Annotated in this window: 16 protein-coding genes; 7 read left to right on the plus strand and 9 right to left on the minus strand. The window is 72.8% G+C overall.

Features of this window, described 5'->3' with window-relative positions; all coding sequences use genetic code 11:
* Positions 1-227: 227 nt before the first annotated feature.
* Positions 228-1,691 (plus strand): glycoside hydrolase family 3 N-terminal domain-containing protein, encoded by a 1,464-nt coding sequence (locus ACZ3I3_RS34935; RefSeq protein WP_467371666.1) that lies wholly within the window; start codon positions 228-230, stop codon positions 1,689-1,691.
* A gap of 11 nt (positions 1,692-1,702) precedes the next feature.
* Here ACZ3I3_RS34935 and ACZ3I3_RS34940 read toward each other — a convergent pair whose 3' ends face one another.
* Positions 1,703-2,968, minus strand: a complete 1,266-nt coding sequence (locus tag ACZ3I3_RS34940; protein ID WP_467371746.1) for a glycoside hydrolase 5 family protein — start codon at positions 2,966-2,968, stop codon at positions 1,703-1,705.
* A 22-nt stretch (positions 2,969-2,990) separates the two neighbouring features.
* Between ACZ3I3_RS34940 and ACZ3I3_RS34945 the strand changes: the two genes are divergently transcribed.
* On the plus strand, positions 2,991-4,652 hold the full coding sequence (locus tag ACZ3I3_RS34945) for a BadF/BadG/BcrA/BcrD ATPase family protein (RefSeq protein WP_467371668.1): 1,662 nt from the start codon (positions 2,991-2,993) through the stop codon (positions 4,650-4,652).
* Positions 4,653-4,732: 80 nt separating this feature from the next.
* Positions 4,733-6,913 (plus strand): glycoside hydrolase family 3 N-terminal domain-containing protein, encoded by a 2,181-nt coding sequence (locus tag ACZ3I3_RS34950; protein ID WP_467371748.1) that lies wholly within the window; start codon positions 4,733-4,735, stop codon positions 6,911-6,913.
* Here ACZ3I3_RS34950 and ACZ3I3_RS34955 read toward each other — a convergent pair.
* From ACZ3I3_RS34955 to ACZ3I3_RS34980, 6 genes are all read right to left on the minus strand, one after another.
* Positions 6,877-7,758 carry a carbohydrate ABC transporter permease gene (locus tag ACZ3I3_RS34955; protein ID WP_467371670.1) on the minus strand — a complete coding sequence of 294 codons (882 nt, stop codon included), beginning with the start codon at positions 7,756-7,758 and terminating at the stop codon, positions 6,877-6,879. The genes ACZ3I3_RS34950 and ACZ3I3_RS34955 overlap by 37 nt on opposite strands.
* On the minus strand, positions 7,755-8,792 hold the full coding sequence (locus ACZ3I3_RS34960) for a carbohydrate ABC transporter permease (protein ID WP_467371672.1): 1,038 nt from the start codon (positions 8,790-8,792) through the stop codon (positions 7,755-7,757). The genes ACZ3I3_RS34955 and ACZ3I3_RS34960 overlap by 4 nt, the downstream gene beginning before the upstream one ends.
* 2 nt (positions 8,793-8,794) lie before the next feature.
* On the minus strand, positions 8,795-10,168 hold the full coding sequence (locus ACZ3I3_RS34965) for an extracellular solute-binding protein (protein ID WP_467371674.1): 1,374 nt from the start codon (positions 10,166-10,168) through the stop codon (positions 8,795-8,797).
* Between the two features lie 127 nt (positions 10,169-10,295).
* Positions 10,296-10,940, minus strand: a complete 645-nt coding sequence (locus tag ACZ3I3_RS34970) for a peptidyl-prolyl cis-trans isomerase (protein WP_467371676.1) — start codon at positions 10,938-10,940, stop codon at positions 10,296-10,298.
* A complete protein-coding gene (locus tag ACZ3I3_RS34975; RefSeq protein WP_467371678.1) occupies positions 10,937-15,148 on the minus strand; it encodes a glycoside hydrolase family 38 N-terminal domain-containing protein in 4,212 nt (1,403 codons plus the stop codon). Before ACZ3I3_RS34975 ends, ACZ3I3_RS34970 begins: the two co-directional genes overlap by 4 nt.
* A 106-nt stretch (positions 15,149-15,254) precedes the next feature.
* A complete protein-coding gene (locus ACZ3I3_RS34980; protein ID WP_467371680.1) occupies positions 15,255-16,139 on the minus strand; it encodes a MurR/RpiR family transcriptional regulator in 885 nt (294 codons plus the stop codon).
* Positions 16,140-16,312: 173 nt separating this feature from the next.
* Between ACZ3I3_RS34980 and ACZ3I3_RS34985 the strand changes: the two genes are divergently transcribed.
* Positions 16,313-17,077: a sugar isomerase domain-containing protein gene (locus ACZ3I3_RS34985; protein ID WP_467371682.1), complete on the plus strand. Its 765-nt coding sequence runs from the start codon at positions 16,313-16,315 to the stop codon at positions 17,075-17,077.
* Positions 17,078-17,100: 23 nt separating this feature from the next.
* Here the strand turns inward: ACZ3I3_RS34985 and ACZ3I3_RS34990 are convergent, their stop codons facing one another.
* Together ACZ3I3_RS34990 and ACZ3I3_RS34995 are read right to left on the minus strand one after the other, a co-directional pair.
* A complete protein-coding gene (locus ACZ3I3_RS34990) occupies positions 17,101-17,445 on the minus strand; it encodes a hypothetical protein (protein ID WP_467371684.1) in 345 nt (114 codons plus the stop codon).
* Positions 17,446-17,459: 14 nt separating this feature from the next.
* Positions 17,460-19,832, minus strand: a complete 2,373-nt coding sequence (locus ACZ3I3_RS34995; RefSeq protein ID WP_467371686.1) for an ATP-binding SpoIIE family protein phosphatase — start codon at positions 19,830-19,832, stop codon at positions 17,460-17,462.
* A gap of 294 nt (positions 19,833-20,126) precedes the next feature.
* Between ACZ3I3_RS34995 and ACZ3I3_RS35000 the strand changes: the two genes are divergently transcribed.
* The 3 genes from ACZ3I3_RS35000 (at position 20,127) to ACZ3I3_RS35010 (ending at position 22,250) form a co-directional block, all read left to right on the plus strand.
* On the plus strand, positions 20,127-21,137 hold the full coding sequence (locus ACZ3I3_RS35000; protein WP_467371750.1) for a LacI family DNA-binding transcriptional regulator: 1,011 nt from the start codon (positions 20,127-20,129) through the stop codon (positions 21,135-21,137).
* Between the two features lie 154 nt (positions 21,138-21,291).
* Complete coding sequence (locus ACZ3I3_RS35005; RefSeq protein ID WP_467371688.1) at positions 21,292-21,432, plus strand: hypothetical protein; 141 nt, start codon at positions 21,292-21,294, stop codon at positions 21,430-21,432.
* Positions 21,432-22,250 carry a carbohydrate ABC transporter permease gene (locus tag ACZ3I3_RS35010; RefSeq protein ID WP_467371690.1) on the plus strand — a complete coding sequence of 273 codons (819 nt, stop codon included), beginning with the start codon at positions 21,432-21,434 and terminating at the stop codon, positions 22,248-22,250. Before ACZ3I3_RS35005 ends, ACZ3I3_RS35010 begins: the two co-directional genes overlap by 1 nt.
* The last annotated feature ends 10 nt before the right edge of the window (positions 22,251-22,260 follow it).

Here is a 22,260-nt window from a genome sequence, read left to right on the forward strand (position 1 = left end):
GTCCGGCGGCGTGCGATCAGTGTTCACCATGGGCAACCCCCGTTCACCTTCGGTGACTTACGAGGCTAACCGCTGTGAGTGGGGTGCGAGTGGGTGACGGACGAACTTCAGGAACGTTTCGGCTGGTCTGCTCGCAAAAGGTCTTGAAGGGAGGTCTTGAAGAGGCCTTGAATGGGCGAGCCATCGGGCGGTTGACTTTTGGCTGAGCCAGCCACAGGATTCCCGGGGTGACCCACTCCGCGCCCCTGCCTCCCGGCCTGGACGAGGCCGTCCACCGCTGCCTCGTCGCCGGTTTCGCCGGCACCACGACCGTGCCCGACACCCTCAAGCGGCTCATCGACCAGGGCCTCGGCGGGGTCATCCTCTTCACCCGGAACGTGCGCGACGCCCAGCAGGTGCGCCGGCTCACCGACGCCCTGCGCGCCCTGCGGCCCGACCTCATCGTGGGCATCGACAACGAGGGCGGCGGCATCGGCCACCTGGTCGCAGCCGGCGCGCCGGACGTACCCGGCTCCTACGCTCTCGGCGTCGCCGACGACCCGGCGCTCACCGCCCGCTGCGCCGACGCGCTCGCCGGGCATCTGGCCACGCTCGGCATCACCGCCTCCTACGCCCCCGTGGCCGACCTCCAGCACCATCCGCGCAACCCGATCGTGCGCACCCGCTCCTTCGGTGCCGAGCCCGCGCTCGCCGCCCGGCATCTGCGGGCCTGGATCACCGCCACCGAGCGGCGGGGCGTCGCCTCCTGTGCCAAGCACTTCCCCGGCCACGGCGGCACCGAGACCGACAGCCATCACGGCATCGCCGTCGACCCGCGGTCGTACGACGAACTGCGCGCCGACCTCGAACCGTTCCGCGCGGCCGTCGACGCCGGCGTGCCGATGCTGATGAGCGCGCATGTCGTCTTCCCGGCGCTGGACCCCGAGCGGCCCGCCACCCTGAGCCGCCGCATCCTGGGCGATCTGCTCCGCCACGAGCTCGACTTCGACGGAGTCCTGGTCAGTGACGCGCTGGAGATGAAGGCCATAGCCGACCGCTACGGCGAGGCCGCCGGGGCGCGGATCGCCCTCGCGGCGGGTGCCGACCAGGTCATCGTCGCCGTGCCGGACCTGGAGGTCACCCTGGCCTGCCGGGACGCGGTGCGCGGCGCGCTGCGCTCCGGTGCGCTGGCCGAGGAGCGGCTGTGGGAGTCCGCCGGGCGGGTGCGGCGGCTCGCCGCACGGTACGCGGCGACGGACGGGGCGGTCGGGGGCTGGGACGCCGGGGCCGGGCTGGAGGCCGCCCGCCGGGCCGTCCGCGGCGGCCCGGTGCCGACGGGCGTGCGGGGGGCCCACGTCGTCGACCTGTACCCGCCACCGCACCCCGCGCTCAACTGGGGCGGGGAGGACCTGCTGACGGAGGTGCGCGCCGTCGACCCCACGGCCACGGGGACGGCGGTCACCGGGGAGCCGGCGGATCCGGCCGCCGTGGTGGCGGGCATCCTCGGCGCGTCCGGTGACGCGCCGCTGGTCGTCGCCACCTGCGACGCCGGGCTGCACCCCTGGCAGGAACGCCTGCGGGCCGCCCTGCTGGCCCGGCGGCCCGATGCCGTACGGGTCGACACCGGGCTGCCGGAGGGGGGAGCGCTGTGCTCCTACGGGCGGGGGCGGGTGAATCTGCGGGCGGTCGCGGAGGTGCTGGCGGGCGGTTGAGCCCCTCCGGCCTACGGCACTCGTACGACCTCCTTGATGCCGCGTGCCGCCAGGTACGCGGCGTCGTCCGCCCGGGCCGCCAGGACCACCGCCGGGCGGACACCCTCGGCGCGCAGGGCCATCCACGCGTCGAAGTAGGCGCCTCCCGGGCCGGACACGGAACGCGTGGACGGCGTGCAGTCCAGGACCAGGGCCGTGTCGCGGGGGCGGGCCGGGTGGTGCCCCGCGCGGGCCTCCGCGACCGTCTCGGCGAGGGCGGTCGCGATCGGCTTGGCGCTGCCCCGCGCGTCGAACAGGCCCAGCGTGTACTCCAGTTCCGGGTAGTCGGCCAGGGCGCGGTCCACGTCGTGGGAGCACCACCACGTCACGCCCCACAGGCCTTCGCACCCGGCCGCGTTCCGTACGGTCGCCCGGGCGAACTCGGGCGCGTCGGCCGCCGGGATGTGCGGTTCGGGGGCGCCCGTCTCCTGGACCCAGACCGGGCGGGCCGGGTCCTCGGCGTAGGCCTTGGCGAGTTCCGTGCCGTACTCGGCGAGGTGCAGCACCTGCGGGGATCGGGGGCCGTAGCGGCGGGCGCAGTCGCCGGAGAACACCCAGGGGTGGACCGTGGTGACGTCGCCCTTGCGGGCCGAGGCCTCAGGGGTGAAGGGGTGGTCGTCGCCGTACCAGGCCGCGTCGTAGGCGGAGTGGGTCGCGAGCCGGCCCGGGGGCAGGTGCGCGCGGGTGGCGGCGAGCAGGGTGTCGAGGTAGCGGTCCACCTCGTCCGGGGTCACCGGGTTGTGCTCGACCAGGTTGTTGAGCTCGTTGCCGAGCTGGAGACCGATGAGGTTGGGGCGGCCGGCGAGGGCGCGGCCGAGGGTCCGCATGAGTTCGGCCTGGGCGGCGACGGCCTCCGGGTCGGTGAAGACGTTGCGGTGGTGCCAGCTGCGGGTCCACTCCGGGTAGAAGTCGAAGCTGGACAGATGGCCCTGCACGCCGTCCACGAGGACGTCGAGACCGGCCTCGGCGGCCAGGTCGACCAGGTGCGCCAGCTGGTCGACGGCGGCGGTGCGGATGAGTGTGCGGTTGGGCTGGAGGAGCGGCCAGAGGTGGAAGACCCGGACGTGGTCGAGGCCGAGCGCGGCGATCTGGTCCAGGTCCTCGCGGGCGTGCTTCGGGTCGAAGTCGTGCCAGGAGTGGAACCAGCCGCGGCGGGGCGTGTAGTTGACGCCGAAGCGGAGCGTGGGGATGGGATCCTCCTCGGGTCGGGGCCGGCCTGGTGCTTGCCCTGGGTGAATGCATCAATCACCATAGACGCCAATGGGTAATGAATTGAACCAGGAGCGTCAAGGCGTCTCGGCCCTGGTGATCGGTATCGACGCGGGCGGCACGCGGACCCGGGCGGTCCTGGCGACGGCGGACGACGGGCGTCCGGTGGGCGAGGGCGCCGCCGGGCCGGGCAACGCGCTGACCGTGCCGTTGCCGCAGCTCACCGAGCACCTCGTCGAGGCCGTCGGGCGGGCCGTGCCGGAGCCGGTCAGGGACCGGGTCGTGGCCGTGGCCGGCGGTTTCGCGGGCGCGACCGGCGCCGCCGCCGACGAGCCGGGGCGGCGCAACGCCTTGGCCGCTCTCACCGCCGCCCTGCACCGGCTGGGCATCGACGCCGGCCCGCCGGTCATCGGCAGCGACATCGAGGCGGCCTTCGCCTCCGCTCCGGGCGCCCCCTCCGACGGTCTCGCCCTGGTGGCCGGCACGGGCGCGGTCGCCATGCGTGTCACCGACCGCCGTGCCACCACCACGGTGGACGGCGACGGCTGGCTCCTCGGCGACGACGGCAGCGGCTTCTGGATCGGCCGCGCGGCGGTACGGGCGGCGTTGCGCATGGCCGACGGCAGGGGCGCGCCGACCGTACTGGCGGAGGCGGTGGGGCGGGAACTCGGGCTGCCGGGCGACGTCCTGCCCGGCGGTGGCACGGCCGGTGGCGCGGTGCGGAGACTGTCCCCGGAGGTGGTCCCGGGCACCGCCCAGGGTGTCCCAGGTGACGAACGGCATGAGGAGGTGCCGCCGGTGACGGGGCCGACGCCTGCGGGTGGGCGGTCGGCGGGTCCCGGGCAGTCTGAAGGGGCTGGGGACATGCGTGGGCGGTCGGCGGGGGCGGGGCAGTCCGCGCCGGTCGGAGACATGGGCGGGCGGCCGGCGGGCCCGGGGCGGTCCGGAGGGGCTGGGGACGCGATCGGCGCGACCGGACCTGTGGAGGGCGCGCCGGGCGACGGGCGGAACGAGGCAGCGCCGCCGGGGCCCGGGCCGAGCGCCGCGGGTGGGCGGTCGGCGGATCCGGGGTGGTCCGGAGGGGGTGGGGTTGTGGGTGAGGGGTCTGCGGGCCGGGCTCAGGGTGGTGCGGCTGGCGGCGCGGGGGGAGGGCCGGCGGATCCGGGGCGGTCCGGAGGGGCTGGGGTTGTGGGTGAGGGGTCTGCGGGCCGGGCTCAGGGTGGTGCGGTCGGCGGCGCGGGGGGAAGGCGGGCGGGCCCGGGGCAGGTCGGTGTTGCCGGGGCCCTGCCCGGTGTGGCCGGGGCTTCGGTCGTGGGGCGGCGGCCCCTTCCGCCTCACGACCACAACCCCTGGTCCCGCCCCCACCGCGAGGCCTACCGCAGGCACCTGCTCCCCGCCGTCATGGCCGAGCCCCCCATCCGTCTGGCACGGCTCGCGCCGCTGGTCGTCGCGGCGGCGCGGGACGTCGGGGATCCGGTCGCCCTGGCGATTCTCGACGAGGCGGCGGATCAACTCACCGAGAGTGTGCGGGCGCTGGAGCCGAGCCCCGGAGAGCGGGTGGTCGCCACCGGTGGGCTGCTCGGGCCAGACGGGCCCCTCACCGACCGCCTCGAGGTCCGCCTCCGTGCCCTCGGCCTGTCCCTCGACTGGGTGCCCGACGGCTGCCGGGGCGCCGTCGCCCTGGCCCGCCTCGCCCACGGCGGCCGTACGTGACCGCCACCCGGCAGGGCACGCCCCTGTACCGCGACCCCGCCGCCCCCGTCGACGCCCGCGTCCGTGACCTGCTCTCCCGTATGACCCTGCGCGAGAAGGCAGGCCAGCTCAACCAGCGGATGTACGGCTGGGACGCCTACCGCCGCACCCCCGACGGCGGCTTCGAACTCACCGACGCCCTGTACGCCGAGACCGAGCGCTTCGCCGGACTCGGCGCGCTGTACGGGCTGCTGCGCGCCGACGCCTGGTCCGGGGTCGACCACACCACCGGATCCGGCGCGCCGGACGGCGCCGAACTGGCCCGCCTCGTCCAGCGCCACGTCGTCGAGCGCAGCCGGCTCGGCATCCCGGCCCTGTTCGTCGAGGAGGTGCCGCACGGGCACATGGCCCTCGACGGCACGGTCCTGCCCGTCAACCTGGCCGTCGGCGCCACCTGGGACCCCGGACTGTACGAACGGGCCGCCGCGCACGCCGCCGCCGAACTGCGCGCCCGCGGCGGGCATGTCGCCCTGGTCTCGGCGCTCGACATCGCCCGTGATCCACGCTGGGGGCGCACCGAGGAGTGCTTCGGTGAGGATCCGTATCTCGCCGGACGGCTGACGGAGGCACTGGTGCGCGGCATGCAGGGCGCGCCCGCCGCGTACTTCCCCGCCGACAAGGCCCCCGTCGTCCTCAAGCACTTCGCCGGACAAGGAGCCACCGTCGGGGGCCGCAACTCCGCCGAGTCCGAGCTCGGGCTCCGGGAGCTGCACGAGATCCATCTCCCCGCCGCCCGCGTCGGGGTCCGGGCCGGAGCCGCCGCCGTCATGGCCGCCTACAACGAGGTCGACGGCCTGCCCTGCTCCGGCAACCGCGCCCTGCTCCGCGAACTGCTCCGGGAGCGCTGGGGTTTCCAGGGACTCGTCATGGCGGACGGGCTCGCTGTCGACCGGCTGGCCCGGATCACCGGGGACAAGGTCTCCGCCGGAGCCCTCGCGCTCGACGCCGGGGTGGATCTGAGCCTGTGGGACGAGGGGTTCACGCATCTGGAGGCGGCGGTCGAGCGGGGCCTGGTGAGCGAGGCCGCTCTCGACGAAGCCGTGGCGCGCGTCCTGCGGCTGAAATTCCGCCTGGGGCTGTTCGAACAGCCCTACCGCGCCTGCCCGTTGCCGCCCCCGGCCGTCGGGCGCGACCTGAGCACCGCCGTCGCCCGCGCCGCCGTGACCCTCCTCCGCAACGACCACGGCGTGCTGCCCCTGTCGCCGGCGGCCGTCTCCCGTATCGCCGTCCTGGGCCCGCACGCCGGCACCGTCGCCCACCAACTGGGCGACTACACCGCCCCCCAACGGCCCGGCACCGGCACCAGTGTCCTCGACGGGCTGCGGGGGCTCGCCCCGGCAGGCATCGACGTACGCCACGCCCGGGGGTGCGCCCTCACCGGCGGCGACCTGTCGGGCATCCCGGAGGCGATCGCCCAGGCCGCCGCGTGCGATGTCGCCGTGCTGGTGCTGGGCGGCAGCAGCGCGCGCTCAGCCGGGACCGAGTTCGACGCCAACGGGGCCGCGCGCACCGCCGTGTCCGAGATGACCTGCGGCGAGGGCGTCGATCTGGCCGGACTGCGGCTGGGCGAGGCGCAGTACGCGCTCCTGGACGCCGTCGTCGCGACGGGGACGCCGACCGTGGTCGTGCTGATCCAGGGCCGCCCGCACGTCGTACCGGACACGGCGGCCGCGCTGCTCACCGCCTGGTACCCCGGCCCGTGGGGCGGTGAGGCGATCGCGGAGGTGCTGCTCGGACTCGCCGAGCCGGCCGGCCGCCTGCCGGTCTCCGTGCCGCGCTCCGCAGCCCAGCTCCCCGTCTACTACAACCACAAGGACACCGAATACGGCGGCTACGTGGACGACAGCGCCGAGCCGCTGCACTCCTTCGGGCACGGACTGTCCTACACGACCTTCGCGTACGGCCCGCCGCGGCTGTCCGGGCACGGCGTCGAGGCCGACATCACCAACACCGGCCGGAGGCACGGCCGTTCCGTCGCCCAGCTCTATCTGCGCCGGCTGCGGACCCGCGTCTGGCCGCGCGCGCTGGAGCTGAGCGGTTTCCAGGCCGTCGACCTGGCGCCGGGCGAGACCCGCACGGTCGCGTTCCCGCTCGGCGCCGATGTCGCCGCCGCCGTTCCGCCCGGCACGGTGGTCGAGTTCCGCGTCGCCGCGTCCGCGCGGGCCGCTCTGACCGCCGTACCGACTCAGAGCTTCACGGCACCCGACGAAACGCCCTTGTAGAACCAGCGCTGGGTGATGACGAACAGCAGCAGCACGGGGATCACGGAGATCACCGAGCCCGCCATCACCATCCGTTGGTCGTAGCCGAAGGACGAGGTCTGGAGCCGGGCCAGGCCCAGCGTCAGCGTGAAGTGGTCCTCGGTGCGCAGCACGATCAGCGGCCACAGGAAGTCGTCCCAGGCGCTGATGAAGGTGTTGATGGTGACGACGAGGATCGCGCCGTAGGCGGACGGCAGGTACAGGTACCGGAAGCGTTTCCACTCGCCCGCCCCGTCCAGCATCGCCGCGTCCTCGATCTCGCGCGGCACGGCGAGGAACGCGGCCCGCATGATGAGGACGTTGATCGCGGCGACGAACCCGGGCAGCCAGACACCGGCCAGGTGGTCGACCAGGCCCATGTCCCGGATGCTGAGGAACAGCGACACCATGATCGACTCGAAGGGGAACATCATGGAGGCCAGCAGCACGATCCAGACCAGCTTGCGGCCCTTCCAGCCGGGCTTGGACAGCATGTAGCCGGCCATGGTGGAGAAGACGAGCTGGCTGGTGATGGACAGCAGGGCGACGACCGCGCTGTTCCTGATGTACGTCCACACCGGCACCTGGTCGAAGACCTCCCGGTACGCCCGCAGCGACGGGTGACGGGGGATCAGGGAGGCGCCCGCGCCGAAGACGTCCTCGCCCGCGCCCTTGAGGGACGACAGCAGCTGCCACAGCAGCGGGCCGACGGTGATGAAGAGGACGAACAGCAAAAGCAGGTAGCGGAGAACCAGTTCGCGCGGGCGGCCGTAGTCCCGCCAGCGGGGCATCAGGCGGCGGCGCTTGCCGACGGCGGTCGTTGTCATGCCTCGTCCTCCTTCGTCAGGCGCTGGGCGAGCAGCGTGAGGCCGAGGGTGAGTGCGAACAGGGCGACGCTGACGGCCGCGCCGTAGCCGGCGTTGCCGGTGAGCGGGTCGAGGCCGACGTCGCGGATGTAGAAGGGCAGCGTGCGGTCGGCGCCGCCGGGGCCGCCGGTGGCACCGCCGAGCATGTAGATCTCGGTGAAGACCCGCAGGGAGCCGATGCCGGTCAGGGTGCCGACCAGCATCATCGACTGGCGGACCCCGGGCACGGTGATGTGCCAGAAGCGGCGCGCGGCGCCCGCCCCGTCCACGGCCGCCGCCTCGTGCAGTTCCCTGGGTACGTTTCCGAGGGCCGCCAGGTAGAAGATCATGTACCAGCCGAGGCCCTTCCACAGGGTCAGGCCCATCGCCGACAGCAGGATCAGCCACGAGTCGGACAGGAACGGGATGGCCTCGCGGATGATGTGCGCCTTCTGCAGCCAGGTGTTGACCAGTCCCTGGTCGCTCAGCAGCCACTGCCAGCTCAGGCCGACGACCACGCTGGAGGCGAGGACGGGCGTGTAGAACGCCGAGCGGAAGAAGCCGATGCCCGGCAGGTTCTTCTCGACGAGGATCGCGAGCAGCAGCGGCAGCAGCACCATCAGCGGGACGACGAACAGCGCGTACAGCAGGCTGTTGCGGGTGGCCACCCAGAAGTCCGGATCGCCCAGCATCCGGCGGTAGTTGTCCAGGCCGACGACGTCGTACGCGCCGCCGAGCGGCTTGGCGTCGGTGAAGGAGACGACGACCGTGTTGAGGAACGGGAAGACCCCGAACACGGTCGCGCCGATGATCGCCGGGGTCATCCACAGCCACGGCAGCCACCAGCGGCGGTAGAGCGCCGCGCCCCCCGCGTCGGCGCTCGGGCCGGGCAGGACGAAGCGGAGGGCGCGGCGCAGGGGCCCCGGCGTGCCGGGCGAGGGGGAAGCGCCGGGGCGCCCGGCGCCCGCACCCGGGGGAGCGGGGACGGGCGCCTCGTGGACGGTCGGTTGGGTCATCCTCAACTGCCCTGCTCGATCAGCCGGTTCGCCTTGGACTGCGCCTCCTTCAGAGCGTCCTCGGCGCTCTTCTTGCCCTGCATGGCCAGCTGGATCTGGGCCGAGATGGCGTTCAGCTCGCCGGGCGTCAGCGCGATCTCGTCGGCCGTGGCGGTCTTGCGGTCACTGGCGACGATCTTGCGGGCCTCGGCGAAGGGGGCGTCGCCCTTGACCGACTGGAAGAACGGGTCGTTCAGGGAGGCCGTGGTGGAGGGGAAGATGACGACGTTCGGGTCCTTGGCCCAGGCGAGCTGGTTCTCGGCGTTCGTCAGGAACCGCCCGAAGGCCAGCGCCGTCGAGGCGTTCTTGCTGGTGGACGCCACGCCGATGTACTGCGGGGCTCCGACCGTGTGGCCGAGGGCGTCCAGCATGAAGGGGGCCACGCCGGTCTTCTTGTAGACGCTCGGGTTGTTCTGCTGGATGAACCGCAGGAAGTTGGGGTTGGTGGGGCCGTAGACCAGCTTGCCCTGGCCGTAGACGTTGGCCGGGTCCTGCGTGGAGGACAGGGAGTCCCTCGGCATGCCGCCGGCCTTGTAGAGGCTCGTCATGGCCTCGACCCACCGGGCCGTCTTCGGGTCGTCGGCGAAGGTGAACTTCTTGCCGTCCGGGGAGAGGATCTTGATGCCCATCTGCTGCCAGTCGGCGGGGATGCGCAGCTGCGGGTTGGCGAGGAACGCGTAGTACTCGCCGTCGGAGGCCTTGGCTATCTTCTCCGCGTCGTCGAACAGGCCGAGGACGGTCGTCGGAGGTTTCGCCGGGTCCAGGCCCGCCTTCTCCATCAGATCGGTGTTGAAGGTCTGCACGATGCCGCCGGAGTACCAGGGCAGCACGCTGTGCACCTTCTTGCCGTCCGCGTCGGCGTACATGCTCGACTTCCACAGTGCGGGCGCGAACGGCTTGCCCGCGTCCGGGGCCTTGTCGTCCAGGTTCAGCAGGTAGCCGTTCTTCGTCAGCGCTACCGCCGTGTTGACGTTGATGTTCACCACGTCCGGCAGCGTGCAGCCCTGCGCGTCGGCGACCAGGCGCTGGGTGAAGGTGGCGTCGCCCGGATCGTCGATCCAGTTGACCGTGGTGCCGGGGTGGGCCTGCTCGAAGGCGTCGATGACGCCGTTGAAGTACGTCCCGAAATCCTTCTTCAGGTTGGTGGTCTGGAAAGTGATCTTTCCCTTGACGTCCCCGGAGAGCTTGCCGGATCCGACGTTGCCCTTGTCGACCTTGCAGCCGCCGGCCGTGGCGTCGCCGCCGTCCGAACCGCCGCCGGCCAGGCCGCAGCCGGCGGCCGTCAGCGTGAGGACGGCCAGACAGGTCAGGGATCCGGTGAGTCTTCTTGCGCGCATTGCTGCCCTCCTGGGACCAGTCATGCTGGATCAAATCACCAAGTTGGACTTCGATTGATGAAAAGGTGGACCAGAATTCATCGGAGGTCAATGGTTTGCCGTGTTGCTGTTCGGTTGCGTACGGCGATCAGTGGCGGTGTTCGTGGTCCGGGTGGGAGGGGTCGCCGGGGTGTTCGTGGCCTTCGGCGTACACGACGTCCGCCCTTGCCCGGTCGAGCCAGTCGAAGAACGCGCGTCGGGCTGCGGCGTGCCGCAACTGCTGTGCGATGCCGTCCTGGACGTGCGCGTAGGGGTGGATGTCCGAGGGGTCCGGGGTGCTGTAGGGGTCGACGCCGCGGCGTAGCGCCTCGGGAGTGAGGAAGCGGTCCTGGTTGCGGTCGTAGTAGTCCCGTACGGCCGTTTCGGGGATGTGCTGTTCGCGTTCCAGGGCGGCGAGCAGGGCTCGGGCGGCGGGGGAGTGGGCGAGGGCTGCGGCGATGATGCTGCCCAGGTCGGCGACTTCGGTTTCCGGGATGGTGAGCAGGTGCATCGGCTGGACGTCGTCCGGTGGGGGGAGGCCGCGTTCCGCGCAGGCGTGGCGGGCGAGTTCGTCGGTGACGATGACCTGGGTTGCCCAGCGCCGTTGTTGGCGGTGTCGTCGTGCTTGTGCGGCGGCGTCGTGGCTGGTCGCGCAGTTCCCCGCGCCCCTAAAAACACCAGCGCTCAGGAAGGTTTCCACGTGCTGCTTCGGGATCGCCTGGCCCCCGACGCGTGCTGCGTACTCCTCCGTCATGGCGTCACCTGCAGTTCGATGGCCCTTGTGTAGGCCACGCAGCCGTGCCAGGCCGTCTTTGCCATCAGCCAGTACGAACCCGGTGGGATCGCGTCGCCGTTCACCTCGATCACGGACTCGACCTGTTCCCCGCCGGGCACCGTGAAGCCCTGGCAGCCTGGCGTGACTCCGGGCCAGGTGCCCCAGGAGGAGACGGCCCACAGGGTGCCGTGGACGGGGCCGCGGGTGGGATTCCGCAGGGTCACGGGGACCCGGGTCCGTTCACCCCGGCGTACGGTCACCCGGTCAACTCCCAGTTCCGTCATCAGAGTCGGGCCCCTGTGCCCGCCCGCGACGTCCAGGGCCACCACGTCCTCGTACGTCTGGCCGCCGTACGACAGCCGGGCGGCGAGCCAGTGCCGGCCGGGGGCGGGGTCCGGTGGGGGTGTCACCGTGATGTCCGTGAGGGTGAAGCCGCCGGGGCCGAGCGCGTACGGCAGTTCGGCGGGCTCGGTGCTCCAGCCGGGCGGCGCCTCGAAGGCCACCGTGCCCGACACCGGCGCGTCGGTGAGCTCCGAGGAGACCCGGACGGTCGCGGTGACGGGGCCGTCCGCGGTGAGGGCGGTGGGGGAGAGGTACACGGCGACCGGCATGTTGCCGCGTGGGGCCGGGCCGGAGTTGTGCAGCCAGTAGCGGGTGGCGACCGGCTGGGCGGGCTCGTGGGCGTCGATGCCGGGGCCGACCGCGCTTTCCGGCGCATGGGCCGGCGTGGCGAGGAGGGTGGCGACCTCGAAGCCGGTCAGGTCGGCTTCGAGGCCGCCGGTCTCCTCCGGGACGAGGGGCGCCCCGGGCCTCTCCAGGACGTCGGCGCGGGCGCCCGCCGCCCATGCCACCGGCCCGGCGACGCGTGCCCGTACCGGCCGGCCGTCGACCTCGTGCACGCGGACGACGAGGCCCCGCCCGGGATCCGCGGGGGCCTGGCTGCCCCGGGCCAGCGGGGAGCCGAGCGGCTTGAGCGCGTCGAGCAGCACCTGGCCGGCGGGTTCCAGCTTCAGCATGGCCGAGTCGCGGGGCAAGGAGCCGCCGGCGGACTGCCGCAGCCGTGCCGTCAGCGGGCGGTTGTACGCGTGCCCCGCCTGCGGCAGCCGCAGTTCGCGCCAGTCTCCGGTGCCCGCGACGACGGCGTACTCGAAGGTGTGCGACCAGCGTTGGAGCTGGAACCCCGAGCCGTCGGGGGCCGTGCGGCGCGGTGGGTCCACCCAGATCCCGGACGGCCAGCCGGTGCAGGAGCGCATCAGGGACATGTAGAGGTCCCCGGAGGACGTGATCACGCAGCCGGGGGTGCCGCGGTTGAGGATCGCGAAGCCGCGGCCGTCCCAGGCGTCGCCGGGTGGCAGTGCCTCGCCGCCGCCGGCCGCCGTGGCCGTCACCGTGAAGTCGTCCAGGTCGGCGACGATCGCGTCGACCGCCTTGGCGTCGTCCTCCGGCCGGGCGCCCGCCACCACCAGCAGCGGCAGGCGTTCCAGGTCGCGCAGATCCGCCCCGGGGATCCACTCCTCGCGCAGACAGGCGCGTGGGGCGACCCAGACGGCGGCCACGCCCCGTTCGGCCAGTTGGCGCTTCAGCTCCCGGCCGGCCGCCGGGTCCCAGCCGAGCGCCTCGGCGACCACGGCGTTGCGGTCGGGGCCGCCGACGGCGATCCGGACGTCCGGGAGGTTGGAGTCGACCTCCAGGTCGCCGTAGCGCGGGCCGCCCGCGATCGTCGAGGTCGCCGTGACCCCGGCGCGGACCAGGGCCGCCGCGAGCGGGGCGCCGAGGTCGCCCGCGATGTCCCAGTCGGGGTAGACGAGTTCGGCGACGCCGATCGAGCGGTGTCCGAGGAGGACACCGGAGTCGTCGTGGACGGCGACGCGGGCGGTGGAGCCGAGGCCGAACCAGGTGTTGGCCGGGTTGTCCAGCGTCCACGGGAACTGTTCGCTGTCCACCTCGACGAAGCCGAACCCGCGCCCGATCACCGCGTCCGCCACCTCGTGCACCGGCAGTCCGCCGCGTACGTCCGAGGGCCAGCGCACGCGGATCAGCCGGTCGGCACCGTCGTACCCGTCGACGGTCGTGGTGACGTCGAGCCGGTCGACGCCCTGCCACAGCGTCAAGCGCTGGGTGTAGCGGAAGAGGCCGAGGTCGGCGGTGACGGTGAGACGGGAGCCGGCGGGGGAGTGCTCGGTGCTCACCTCGGCGGTGACGTCCCGGCTGCGGGCCGCGGTCGTGCCGGTCGGGGTGAGGTGCCAGGGGCCCTCGCCGAAACGCGGATGCCTCGGGTACTCCTCCTGGACGACGACCTCGTTGCCGATGTCACCGGCGCGCAGCAGCTCACGGCCGCCCTCGGCCAGGGCGCGCAGCCCGCTGACGCCGCCGCCGCGCGCCGGGTCGACCGTCACCTCGTAGAACTCGTTGCGGATGGTGAGGCCCTCGCCGGGCGTCCAGCCGGGGACGGAGCCCTCGGTGAGCGGGAGCGCCGCGAGGCCCATGCCGGGTACCTCCGGGACGACGACATGGAGCCGGCCGTCCTCACGGACCGCGGGGAGCCCTTGGGGTACGAGCCCCGGGTCGTCGACGGTCAGGACGTCACGGCGCTCCCAGGTCGCGGAGTTGAACACGACCAGGTCGGGGCCGTCGCCCGGGGTGACCTGGTCGGCCAGGGCCTGGGTCGCGTCGGCGTGCACGCCGCGGGCGAGGTCGTGCAGCTCCCGCCAGCCGGTCATCAGGTCGATGTAGACCTGGTCCGACTCCGAGCCGGTGATGGCGTCGTGGTGGGCGCCGTAGACGAGTTGCCGCCAGGCCTTGTCCAGGGCCGCGTCCGGATAGGGGCGGCCGGTGACGAGGGAGGCGAGCGTCGCCCAGGCCTCGGCGTCGGCGAGGAGGGTCTCGCCGTACCGCTGGGCCTGCTTGGTGTCGATGTAGGAGACGTCCTTGCCGGTGTAGACCGGGTTCATGTCGCGGGTCTGGGGCGATGCCTTGCGGCCCTCCGTCTCCAGTTCCGCGCGGACGGCGGCGAAGAAGTCCCGGGGGATCGCGCTGATGAAGCGGGGCCAGACGTACCGGGCGTTCCAGTCGCGGTGGATGTCCATGACCCAGCGGCACGGCGGCGCGTAGTCCCCGCCCACCGGGAGCAGCACGTTGCGGGTGAGGGCGACCTGCTTGAGCCGCTGGAAGAGCGTGTACGCGGCGGTCTCCGCCTCGGGCAGGGTGGGTGCGTTGTCGATGGCCCAGCCGGCGCCGTAGTGGTTGACCATGTACGCGGTCAGCAGTCCGCGTCCCGAGGGGGCGATCCAGTCGAACTCCGCCGGGAACTGCATCCGGCCCGGGTCCCTCGGCTCCTCGCCGAACACCGACAGTGTCGGCCCCCACTGGTGGAACGGCCCGCGCGCCCACGAACTGGAGCTCACCCCGGCGTCCGCCATCAGCCCCGGGAACTGCGGGTCGTGCCCGAAGGCGTCCAGCTGCCAGGCGGTTTCGGGGGACGCCCCGATGATGCCGCGCTGGAAGCCGTCGCCGTACAGGGCGTTGCGGATCGTCGCCTCGGCGCCGGTGAGGTTGGTGTTGGGCTCGTTGTAGGTGCCGCCCATGATCTCGACGCGCCCGGTGCGGATCAGCTGCCGCAGGAAGGCGCGTTCCTCCGGGAAGGCGTCCCAGTAGGGCTTGAGGTAGTCGACCTCGGCGAGCACGAAGGTGTACGCCGGGTCGCGGCGGGCCAGATCGCAGTGGGCCCGGACCAGGCTCATGCCGGACTGGCCGCGCGAGTCGAAGGTGCGGGCCGGCAGCCCACTGGCCGCCGGGTCGTCGGCGACGTCCCAGGTCTCCGTGTAGGCGCCCTGGGTGTTCCACCAGACGGGGTCGTAGTGGAAGTGGCTGACCATGAACATGGTCCAGCCGGGCTCGGCCGCGGTGAACTCGCCCGTGCGGGAGGTGACTTCCTCACCGTCGCTCGCGGTGACGGTCATCTCTCGGCGGTCGCCGGGCACCAGGTCCTCGCCGGTGACGGGGACCTCGGCGCGTACGGTGCCGTCCTCGCCGGCGGTGGCCTCCGCGGTGCCGGTGAGGCCCGGGCCCTCGACGGTGAGCCGCACGGTCCGGCCCGGAGTGTGGCTCAGTTCGACGGCCACCACCTGGCGCGGCTGCTCGGTGGTCCCGGTGAAGAGCTCGGTCGACTCGACAGAGGTGACGCGCATGGGGCTCCTACGAGTGCTCTGGGGAGCCCCATCCTGCACGGCAGGAGTGATTCAAACAACCACCTTCACGTCAACTTGGTGGTTCATCCATGCACGCCCGGCCGGGTCACCTGGCCCGCCGGGACTTCACCGCGTGCTGGGGCGTGATGTGGTCGGTCAGCGCCAGCGAGGCGCTCGCGCGCTGGTAGGTGAGCTGGGCGACCCGGACGTACAGGCAGTCGACCAGCATCAGGACGGAGTGCCGGCTGCTGATGCTCTCGGCCCGGAAACTGGTCTCCGAGGAGGACGGGATGAGCCGGATGTCGGCGGCCCTGGACAGGGGCGAGCGAGGGTCGGTGGTCAGGGCGATCGTGGTGGCGCCCCGCTCCTTGGCCATCTCGAACGGTTCGAGGGTCTCGCGGGTCGCCCCGGAGTGGGAGATGCCGATGGCCACGTCCGCGGGGGTGAGCAGGGCCGCGGAGGTGGCGGCCGCGTGCACCTCGGTCCAGCCGCGGACCGCGCAGCCGATGCGGAACAGCCGGGTCTCCGTCTCCTGGGTCACCGCCCCGCTGCCGCCGACGCCGTACACGTCGATGCGCCGGGCGCGGGCCAGGGCCTGGGCCGCGCGCTCCAGCGCGTCGAGGTCGATGCGGTCGATGGTCTGCTGGATGGCGCGCAGGTCGGCCGTGCCGACGACCTGGACGACCCGTTCGAGGCTGTCGTCCGGGGAGATGTCCGGGCCGATCTCGGCGGTTCCCCAGTCGGACGCCTCGCCCCGGCCGCGCTCCTGGGCCAGTTCGATCAGCAGGTGCTGGTAGGAGTCCAGCCCGATGGCCCGGCAGAAACGGGTGACCGTCGCCTGGGAGGTGCCGGTGCGGCGGCCCAGCTCGGCGGCGGAGCAGTGGGTGACGGCGGCCGGATCCTCCAGGATCAGCTCGCCGACCTTCCGCAGGGACCCCGCCAGCCGGGGAAGCTCGGTGCGGATCAGTGTGGTGACGTCCGTGGGAGGCATGAGGAGAAGGTAGCAGCCACCCTCGCGGGCGCGGATTGAATACCAGGACCCGATCGATGCCCGATCGACGACCCGATTGATGACCCGATTGATGACCGAGGAGGCGTGTGATTTATTGATTCATCAGTGGGGAAGTGTAGGGTGAATCAATCCATCAGTGGGGAGTGTGACGCGTGTCCGTCGAGTCTGTGAGCGCCCAGGGGTTCGCGCGGGAGAGCCTCGCCGTCCTCCAGCACGTCATCGAATCCGCCCGGGACGACGTGGCCGCCGCCGCGGACCTGGTCGCCGAGTGCGTCCGCGCGGAGGGCGTCGTCCAGGCCTTCGGCACCGGCCACTCGCAGGCCCTCGTCCTCGAACTCGCCGGCCGCGCGGGCGGACTGGTCCCCACCAATCGGCTGAGCATCGCCGACCTCGTCCTCTACGGCGGCGAGGACCCGGCCGTCCTCGACGACCCGCTCCTCGAACGCCGGGCCGGGGTGGCCGCCCGGCTCTACGAACTGGCCGCGCCGAACCCCCAGGACCTCTTCGTCGTCATCTCCAACTCCGGCGTCAACAACGTCATCGTGGAGATGGCCCTGCACGCCAGGGAACGCGGCCACCGCGTCCTGGCCCTCACCTCCCTCGCCCACACCCGGGCCGTCCCCGCCGCCCACCCCAGCGGCCGGAAGCTGGCCGACATCGCCGACGTCGTCCTCGACAACGCGGCCCCGCGCGGGGACTCCCTGCTCGAACTCCCCGGCGGCGGCTCGGTCTGCGCCCTGTCCACGCTCACCGGCGTGATGCTGGTCCAGATGACGGTCGCCGAGGCGGCCGGCCGCCTCCTCGCCGCCGGCGAGCGCCCCCCGGTCTACGTCTCGGCCAATGTGCCCGGCGGGTTCGAGGGCAACCTGGAGCTGGAGAAGAAGTACGCGGGCCGGATCCGCCGCACGGCGAGCTGAACCGTCGTTCGAGGTCAGTAAGATCAAACGTCCTCTTCGGGCCCCACGTGGCGAAGAACTGTCTCGTGCCGGCCTGCGGCGACGAGCCCGTCGATGACCTTGACCATCGACGGCACACCCGCGTCGCGGACGATGAGGCCGTCCCAGCACCACCAGTAGTCGCCTTCCGGTTCGCCTGCCTGCCGCTGGCGGTCCATGATTCGGCGCACCTCATCGAGAGTGACCACGGTTCCGGACCAGCGATCGCCGTCATCGCGGATGACCCACATGTCCACGTCGCAGACCTCGTCGAGGTCCTCTCCCGCATCGGGCAGGAAGCAGATCTCGTATCCGTCACGCCTGACTCGGTAAAAGGGGCCGTCCCACATGCTCGCTCCATAGTTCAGGGCCGGGCGAACTCGAACCACACGATCTTGCCGGTGCTGAGCCGGGCCGCGCCCCAGCGCATGGCCAGCCGGCTGACCAGGTACAGTCCCCGGCCGTTCTCGTCCGTGGGCCGGGCGCGCCTCAGGCGTGGCAGTTCGGGCGCGTCGTCGCCGATCTCGCAGCGCAGCACGTCGGTGCGCAGCAGGCGGAGGGTGACGGGCCGGGAGCTGTGGCGCACGGCGTTGGTGACGAGCTCGCTGACGAGGAGTTCGACGGAGTCGCCGAGCTCCTCGAGGTTCCAGCGGGACAGGGTGCGGCGGGCCAGCCGGCGGGCCTGGCCGGGGGCTGCGTCCTCCGGCTCCAGGGACCAGTACGCCACGTCGCCGGGCACGATGCCGTCGAAGCGGGCGGCGAGCAGCGCGATGTCGTCGTCCCGGTCGCCGGGGCCGACCATGTCGAGGACGTCGTCGCACAGGGTCTCCAGCGCGGGGGACCGGCCGGGCCCGGCGCGCCGGCCGGTGGTCCCCGCCTTCTCGCGCAGCTGCTCGATGCCCGTCCACACGTCGCGCAGGCGGGACTCGACCAGACCGTCGGTGTACAGCAGCAGCGTCGCGCCCCCGGGGGCGTCGAGCTCGACCGCCTCGAAGTCGACGCCGCCGACCCCGATCGGGGCACCGGGCGGCATGCGCAGCACCTCGGCACGGCCGCCCGGGTGGAGCAGGACGGGCGGCGGGTGACCGGCGTTGGCGATGGTGATGCGGTGCGATACCGGGTCGTACACCGCGTAGAGGCAGGTCGCCATGTGCTCGGCGCCGAGGCGCTGGGCCTGTTCGTCGAGGTGGTGCAGGACCTCCTGCGGCGGCAGCCCGAGGCCGGCGAGCGTCTGGGCGGTGGTGCGCAGCTGGCCCATGATGGCGGCCGAGGTCATGGAGTGGCCCATGACGTCACCGACGACCAGGGCGACCCGGCTGCCCGGCAGCGGGATGGCGTCGTACCAGTCGCCGCCGACCCGGGCCGATTCGGCGGCGGGCAGGTAACGGGCGGCGAGACGGATGCCGGGCGGGCTGGGCAGGGTCTCGGGCAGCATCGTGCGCTGGAGTTCGTCGGCTATGTGGGCCTCGCGGCCGTAGAGCACGGCCTTGTCGATGCCGAGGGCGCTGTGGGTGGCGAGCTGGGCGGCGACGAGGAGGTCGTTGAGCTCGAAGGGCCTGGACTCGGGGTGGCGCAGGAACAGGGCCGTGCCGATGACGCGGCGCCGGCCGCGCAGCGGGGCGAGGATCGCGCGCTGTCCGTCCGGAAGGCCGAACCCACCGCCGTTGCCGGTCAGTTCGGCCAGTGCACCACGACCGGCGGGGGAGTCGGTGAACACCGGGCGCACGCCCCGCAGCACCTCGGCGAGATCGCTGCCCGGCCGGACCTCGCACAGGTCGGGGGCGGGCACTCCCGGCTCGGGGAACGGGACACCGCCCGTGTCCTCCGCCGGGGCGCGGTCGAACCGGTGCAGCCGCAGGACCAGCGGGCCGGTGGGCCGCTCGTCGCCGACCGGCAGCGGATCGCGCAGGCAGACGAGGATCCCGTCCGCGAAGCTGGGCAGGACGGCCCGGCACAGCCCCGCCACGATCTCGTCCAGATCCATGGCACGGCTGATCCGCCGCGTCGCGGCGCCCACGAACCGCAGCCGGTCCGCGTCCTGCCGCATCGGCTCGGCGGCGACTCGCGAGGCCGGGGGCGGCGGGGGAGGCGCCGGGCGCGAGGCCGGCGGTGCTCCGCTCACGCCGAGCGCGGCGTGCGCCGACAGCTCGCCGAGCACCTGCCGGTCCCCCGCACGGAAGACGTCCCGGTCGGGGCGGCGCAGGAACAGGGCGGCCCCCACCGTGCCGTCGGGGCCGACCAGGGGGACGAGGAGAACCCGGTCCCCGTGCGGCACACGGGAGTCGGGCCCCAGCAGCTCGCGCAGGGCCGGGTCCAGATCACCGGAGTCCCTGCCCAGCGCCTCGCCGGCGTCCAGGACCTTCGCCAGGACGCCCGACGGCGTCATCGGGACGGTGACCGGCGCCGCGCCGCCCAGCACACCGCCCAGCCCGTCCTGGGAACCGGGATGCCACTGCGCGCCGGTGTCGTACGGCGGACCGCCCTCCGGGGACGAGGCCGGGCCGGAGGGCTGGGCGGGAATGGGGGAACGGCGGAAGCCGGTGCCGCTCAGGCGCAGTTGGGTGTCGGAGGCCGTCAGGTCCGCGCTGCCCGGCGTGGCATCGAGATACACGACGAGGGCGTCCGCGACGGACGGCACCGTCGCCCCGCAGAGCTCCTCCAGTACCTGCGCCGGATGGCCGGCGCGCGCGACGCGACGGACCGCGTGGGTGAGAAAGTGCTTGGGGTCGGGCCGCATCGCCCACATCCTCCGCGAGGCCCCGGGTTCTGTCCAGCCGCCCACGACAGCCGTTGCGGAAGCCGCACACCTCGAGCACCGGGCACCGGAAACCGCTTGCGTCCGGACCATTGACGCGGCGGTGGGGCGCCCCGACACTGGCGTGACTACGTAGTCATACCCGGCCCGTTCATCCATCCTGCCGTCGTTGACTACGTAGTCCACGCCCTTTTGCCACCCCCGGGAGCCCACATGACCACGACCGGAACCGAAGGCCACCCGGCTGCGGGTGGGCGCCGGCGGCGTGGCCCCGGGATGACCGAGGTCGCACGGGCCGCCGGGGTGTCGCAGAAGACCGTCTCGCGGGTCGTCAACGGCGAACCGCACGTCAGCCCCGAGGTACGCGACCGCGTCCTCAGGGCCGTCCGCGACCTGGACTACCGTCCCAACACCGCCGCCAGGGCCCTGCTCCTCGGCCGCTACCGCCGGATCGGCGTGGTCTCGCTGGGCAGTTCGCTCTACGGCCCCTCGACCCTGCTCATAGCCCTGGAGCGGGCGATGCAGCGCGCCGGCTACTCCGTCGCCCTGGCCAGCACCCTGGAAGGGCAGAAAGTCTCTGCCGCCGTGGACGCGCTGCTGGAACAGGGCGTGGACGGCATCGTGCTGTCCGAGCCCATCGACGACGGCACGCCGCTCCAACTGAGCGCCGAACTGCCGGTGGTCAGCCTCGGCGAGGGCGTGGAACTGACGCCCGGCACGAGTGCCGTGGTCGGCGCCGACGGGGTCGCGGCGGCCCGGCTCGCCACCGAGCACCTGCTCTCCCTGGGCCACCGCACCGTCTGGCACCTGCCCGGCCCGCAGGACTGGTGGGCCGCCCGCGACCGCCTGCGCGGCTGGCGCGAGGCCCTCGCCGCCGCCGGCGCACCCGAACCGCCCCTGCCGTCACCGGGCGACTGGAGCCCGGCCTCCGGCTACGCCGCCGCACGGCAGCTCGCCGAACTTTCCGACGTCACAGCCGTGTTCGCCGCCAACGACGACATGGCCATCGGCGCCCTGCGCGCGTTCGCCGACGCGGGCCGCGCCGTCCCCGGCGACGTGAGTGTCGTCGGCTACGACGACATCCCCGCCGCCACCTACCTCTTCCCGCCGCTGACCACCGTCCGGCAGAACTTCGCCGCCGTCGCCGACCGCGCCGTCGACGTACTGATCGCCCTGATCGAGGGCCGCCCCGCCCCGGCCGAACAACCCGGCCGGGCCGTCGAGCTGACCGTACGGGCCTCCACCGGGCCGGTACGCGACCAGGGCCCCGTGCACCCCCGCCCGTAGCCGCACCACGTGAGGAGTCACGTGTGTACACGCCCATGCCCCCCAGCCCTCCGACCCGCCGCGCCCTGCTGCGCGGTCCTTCATCGGCGCGGCCCAGATCTTCGAGGAGCCCTACCTGCTGACCGGCGGCGGACCGGCCGAATCCACCCTGTCCGTGACCATGTTCATCTACCGGGCGGCCTTCCAGCGCCAGCAGTTCGGCTACGCGGTCGCCGCGGCCGTCGTCCTCTTCGTCCTCGTCTTCGGCCTCAGTCGGCTCTTCAACCGCCTCCTCGGCATCGGGAGGGCCGCCTGATGACCCGCACCCGCATACCTCTCTACGGCGCCCTGGTCCTGCTGCTCCTGGGCTTCCTCGCCCCGCTGCTGTGGGCGCTGAGCGGCTCGTTCAAGCCGCGCGGCGAGATCTTCGGCTACCCGCCGAGGCTCGTCCCCGACCCGTTCACCCTCGACGATTACCGCACCCTGCTCACCGACCAGCCCTTCGGCCGCTGGTTCCTGATGAGCACGGTCGTCGCCGTCGTCGCCACCACCGTGTCCGTCTTCGTGTGCGCGCTCGCCGGCTACGGCTTCGCCAAGTTCCGCTTCGCGGGCAGGCGACTGCTGTTCAACGTCATGTTCAGCTCGCTGTCGATCCCGTTCGCGGTGATCCTCGTGCCGCTGTTCGTGATCCTCGTCAAGACCGGGCTCGGCAGCCCGTGGTTCGCGCTGATCGTGCCCTGGGTGGCACCCGCGTTCGGGATCTTCATGATGCAGCAGTACATCGTGCAGTCCATCCCGGACTCGGTGCTGGAGGCCGCCCGGATCGACGGGGCGAGCGAGTTCGGCATCTTCCGGACCATCGTGCTGCCCCTGCTGCGGCCCGCGCTGGGCGCCCTGGCCGTCTGGCAGTTCCTCCAGAGCTACAACAGCTTCCTGTGGCCGCTGGTGCTGGTCTCGGACAGCTCCCAGTACACCCTGCCGCTGGGCCTGCAGACCCTGTTCGTGTCGGAGCAACGGCAGTACGACCTCGTGCTCGCCGGAGCCGTCCTCGCCGTCCTGCCCGCCGTCGCCCTCTTCGTGCTGCTGCGCAAACAGCTCCTCGAAGGCCTGTCCACGGGCGCGGTCAAGGGCTGACACATCATCA

It is taken from the genome of Streptomyces sp. NPDC016851 (assembly GCF_055562795.1).

Coding starts and splice junctions, on each gene's coding strand:
- ACZ3I3_RS34945 (WP_467371668.1), top strand. CDS start 2,991: ATGGGTAATGAATTGAACCAGGAGCGTCAAGGCGTCTCGGCCCTGGTG.
- ACZ3I3_RS34950 (WP_467371748.1), top strand. CDS start 4,733: ATGACCCTGCGCGAGAAGGCAGGCCAGCTCAACCAGCGGATGTACGGC.
- ACZ3I3_RS34955 (WP_467371670.1), bottom strand. CDS start 7,758: ATGACAACGACCGCCGTCGGCAAGCGCCGCCGCCTGATGCCCCGCTGG.
- ACZ3I3_RS34960 (WP_467371672.1), bottom strand. CDS start 8,792: ATGACCCAACCGACCGTCCACGAGGCGCCCGTCCCCGCTCCCCCGGGT.
- ACZ3I3_RS34965 (WP_467371674.1), bottom strand. CDS start 10,168: ATGCGCGCAAGAAGACTCACCGGATCCCTGACCTGTCTGGCCGTCCTC.
- ACZ3I3_RS34970 (WP_467371676.1), bottom strand. CDS start 10,940: ATGACGGAGGAGTACGCAGCACGCGTCGGGGGCCAGGCGATCCCGAAG.
- ACZ3I3_RS34975 (WP_467371678.1), bottom strand. CDS start 15,148: ATGCGCGTCACCTCTGTCGAGTCGACCGAGCTCTTCACCGGGACCACC.
- ACZ3I3_RS34980 (WP_467371680.1), bottom strand. CDS start 16,139: ATGCCTCCCACGGACGTCACCACACTGATCCGCACCGAGCTTCCCCGG.
- ACZ3I3_RS34990 (WP_467371684.1), bottom strand. CDS start 17,445: ATGTGGGACGGCCCCTTTTACCGAGTCAGGCGTGACGGATACGAGATC.
- ACZ3I3_RS34995 (WP_467371686.1), bottom strand. CDS start 19,832: ATGCGGCCCGACCCCAAGCACTTTCTCACCCACGCGGTCCGTCGCGTC.
- ACZ3I3_RS35000 (WP_467371750.1), top strand. CDS start 20,127: ATGACCGAGGTCGCACGGGCCGCCGGGGTGTCGCAGAAGACCGTCTCG.
- ACZ3I3_RS35010 (WP_467371690.1), top strand. CDS start 21,432: ATGACCCGCACCCGCATACCTCTCTACGGCGCCCTGGTCCTGCTGCTC.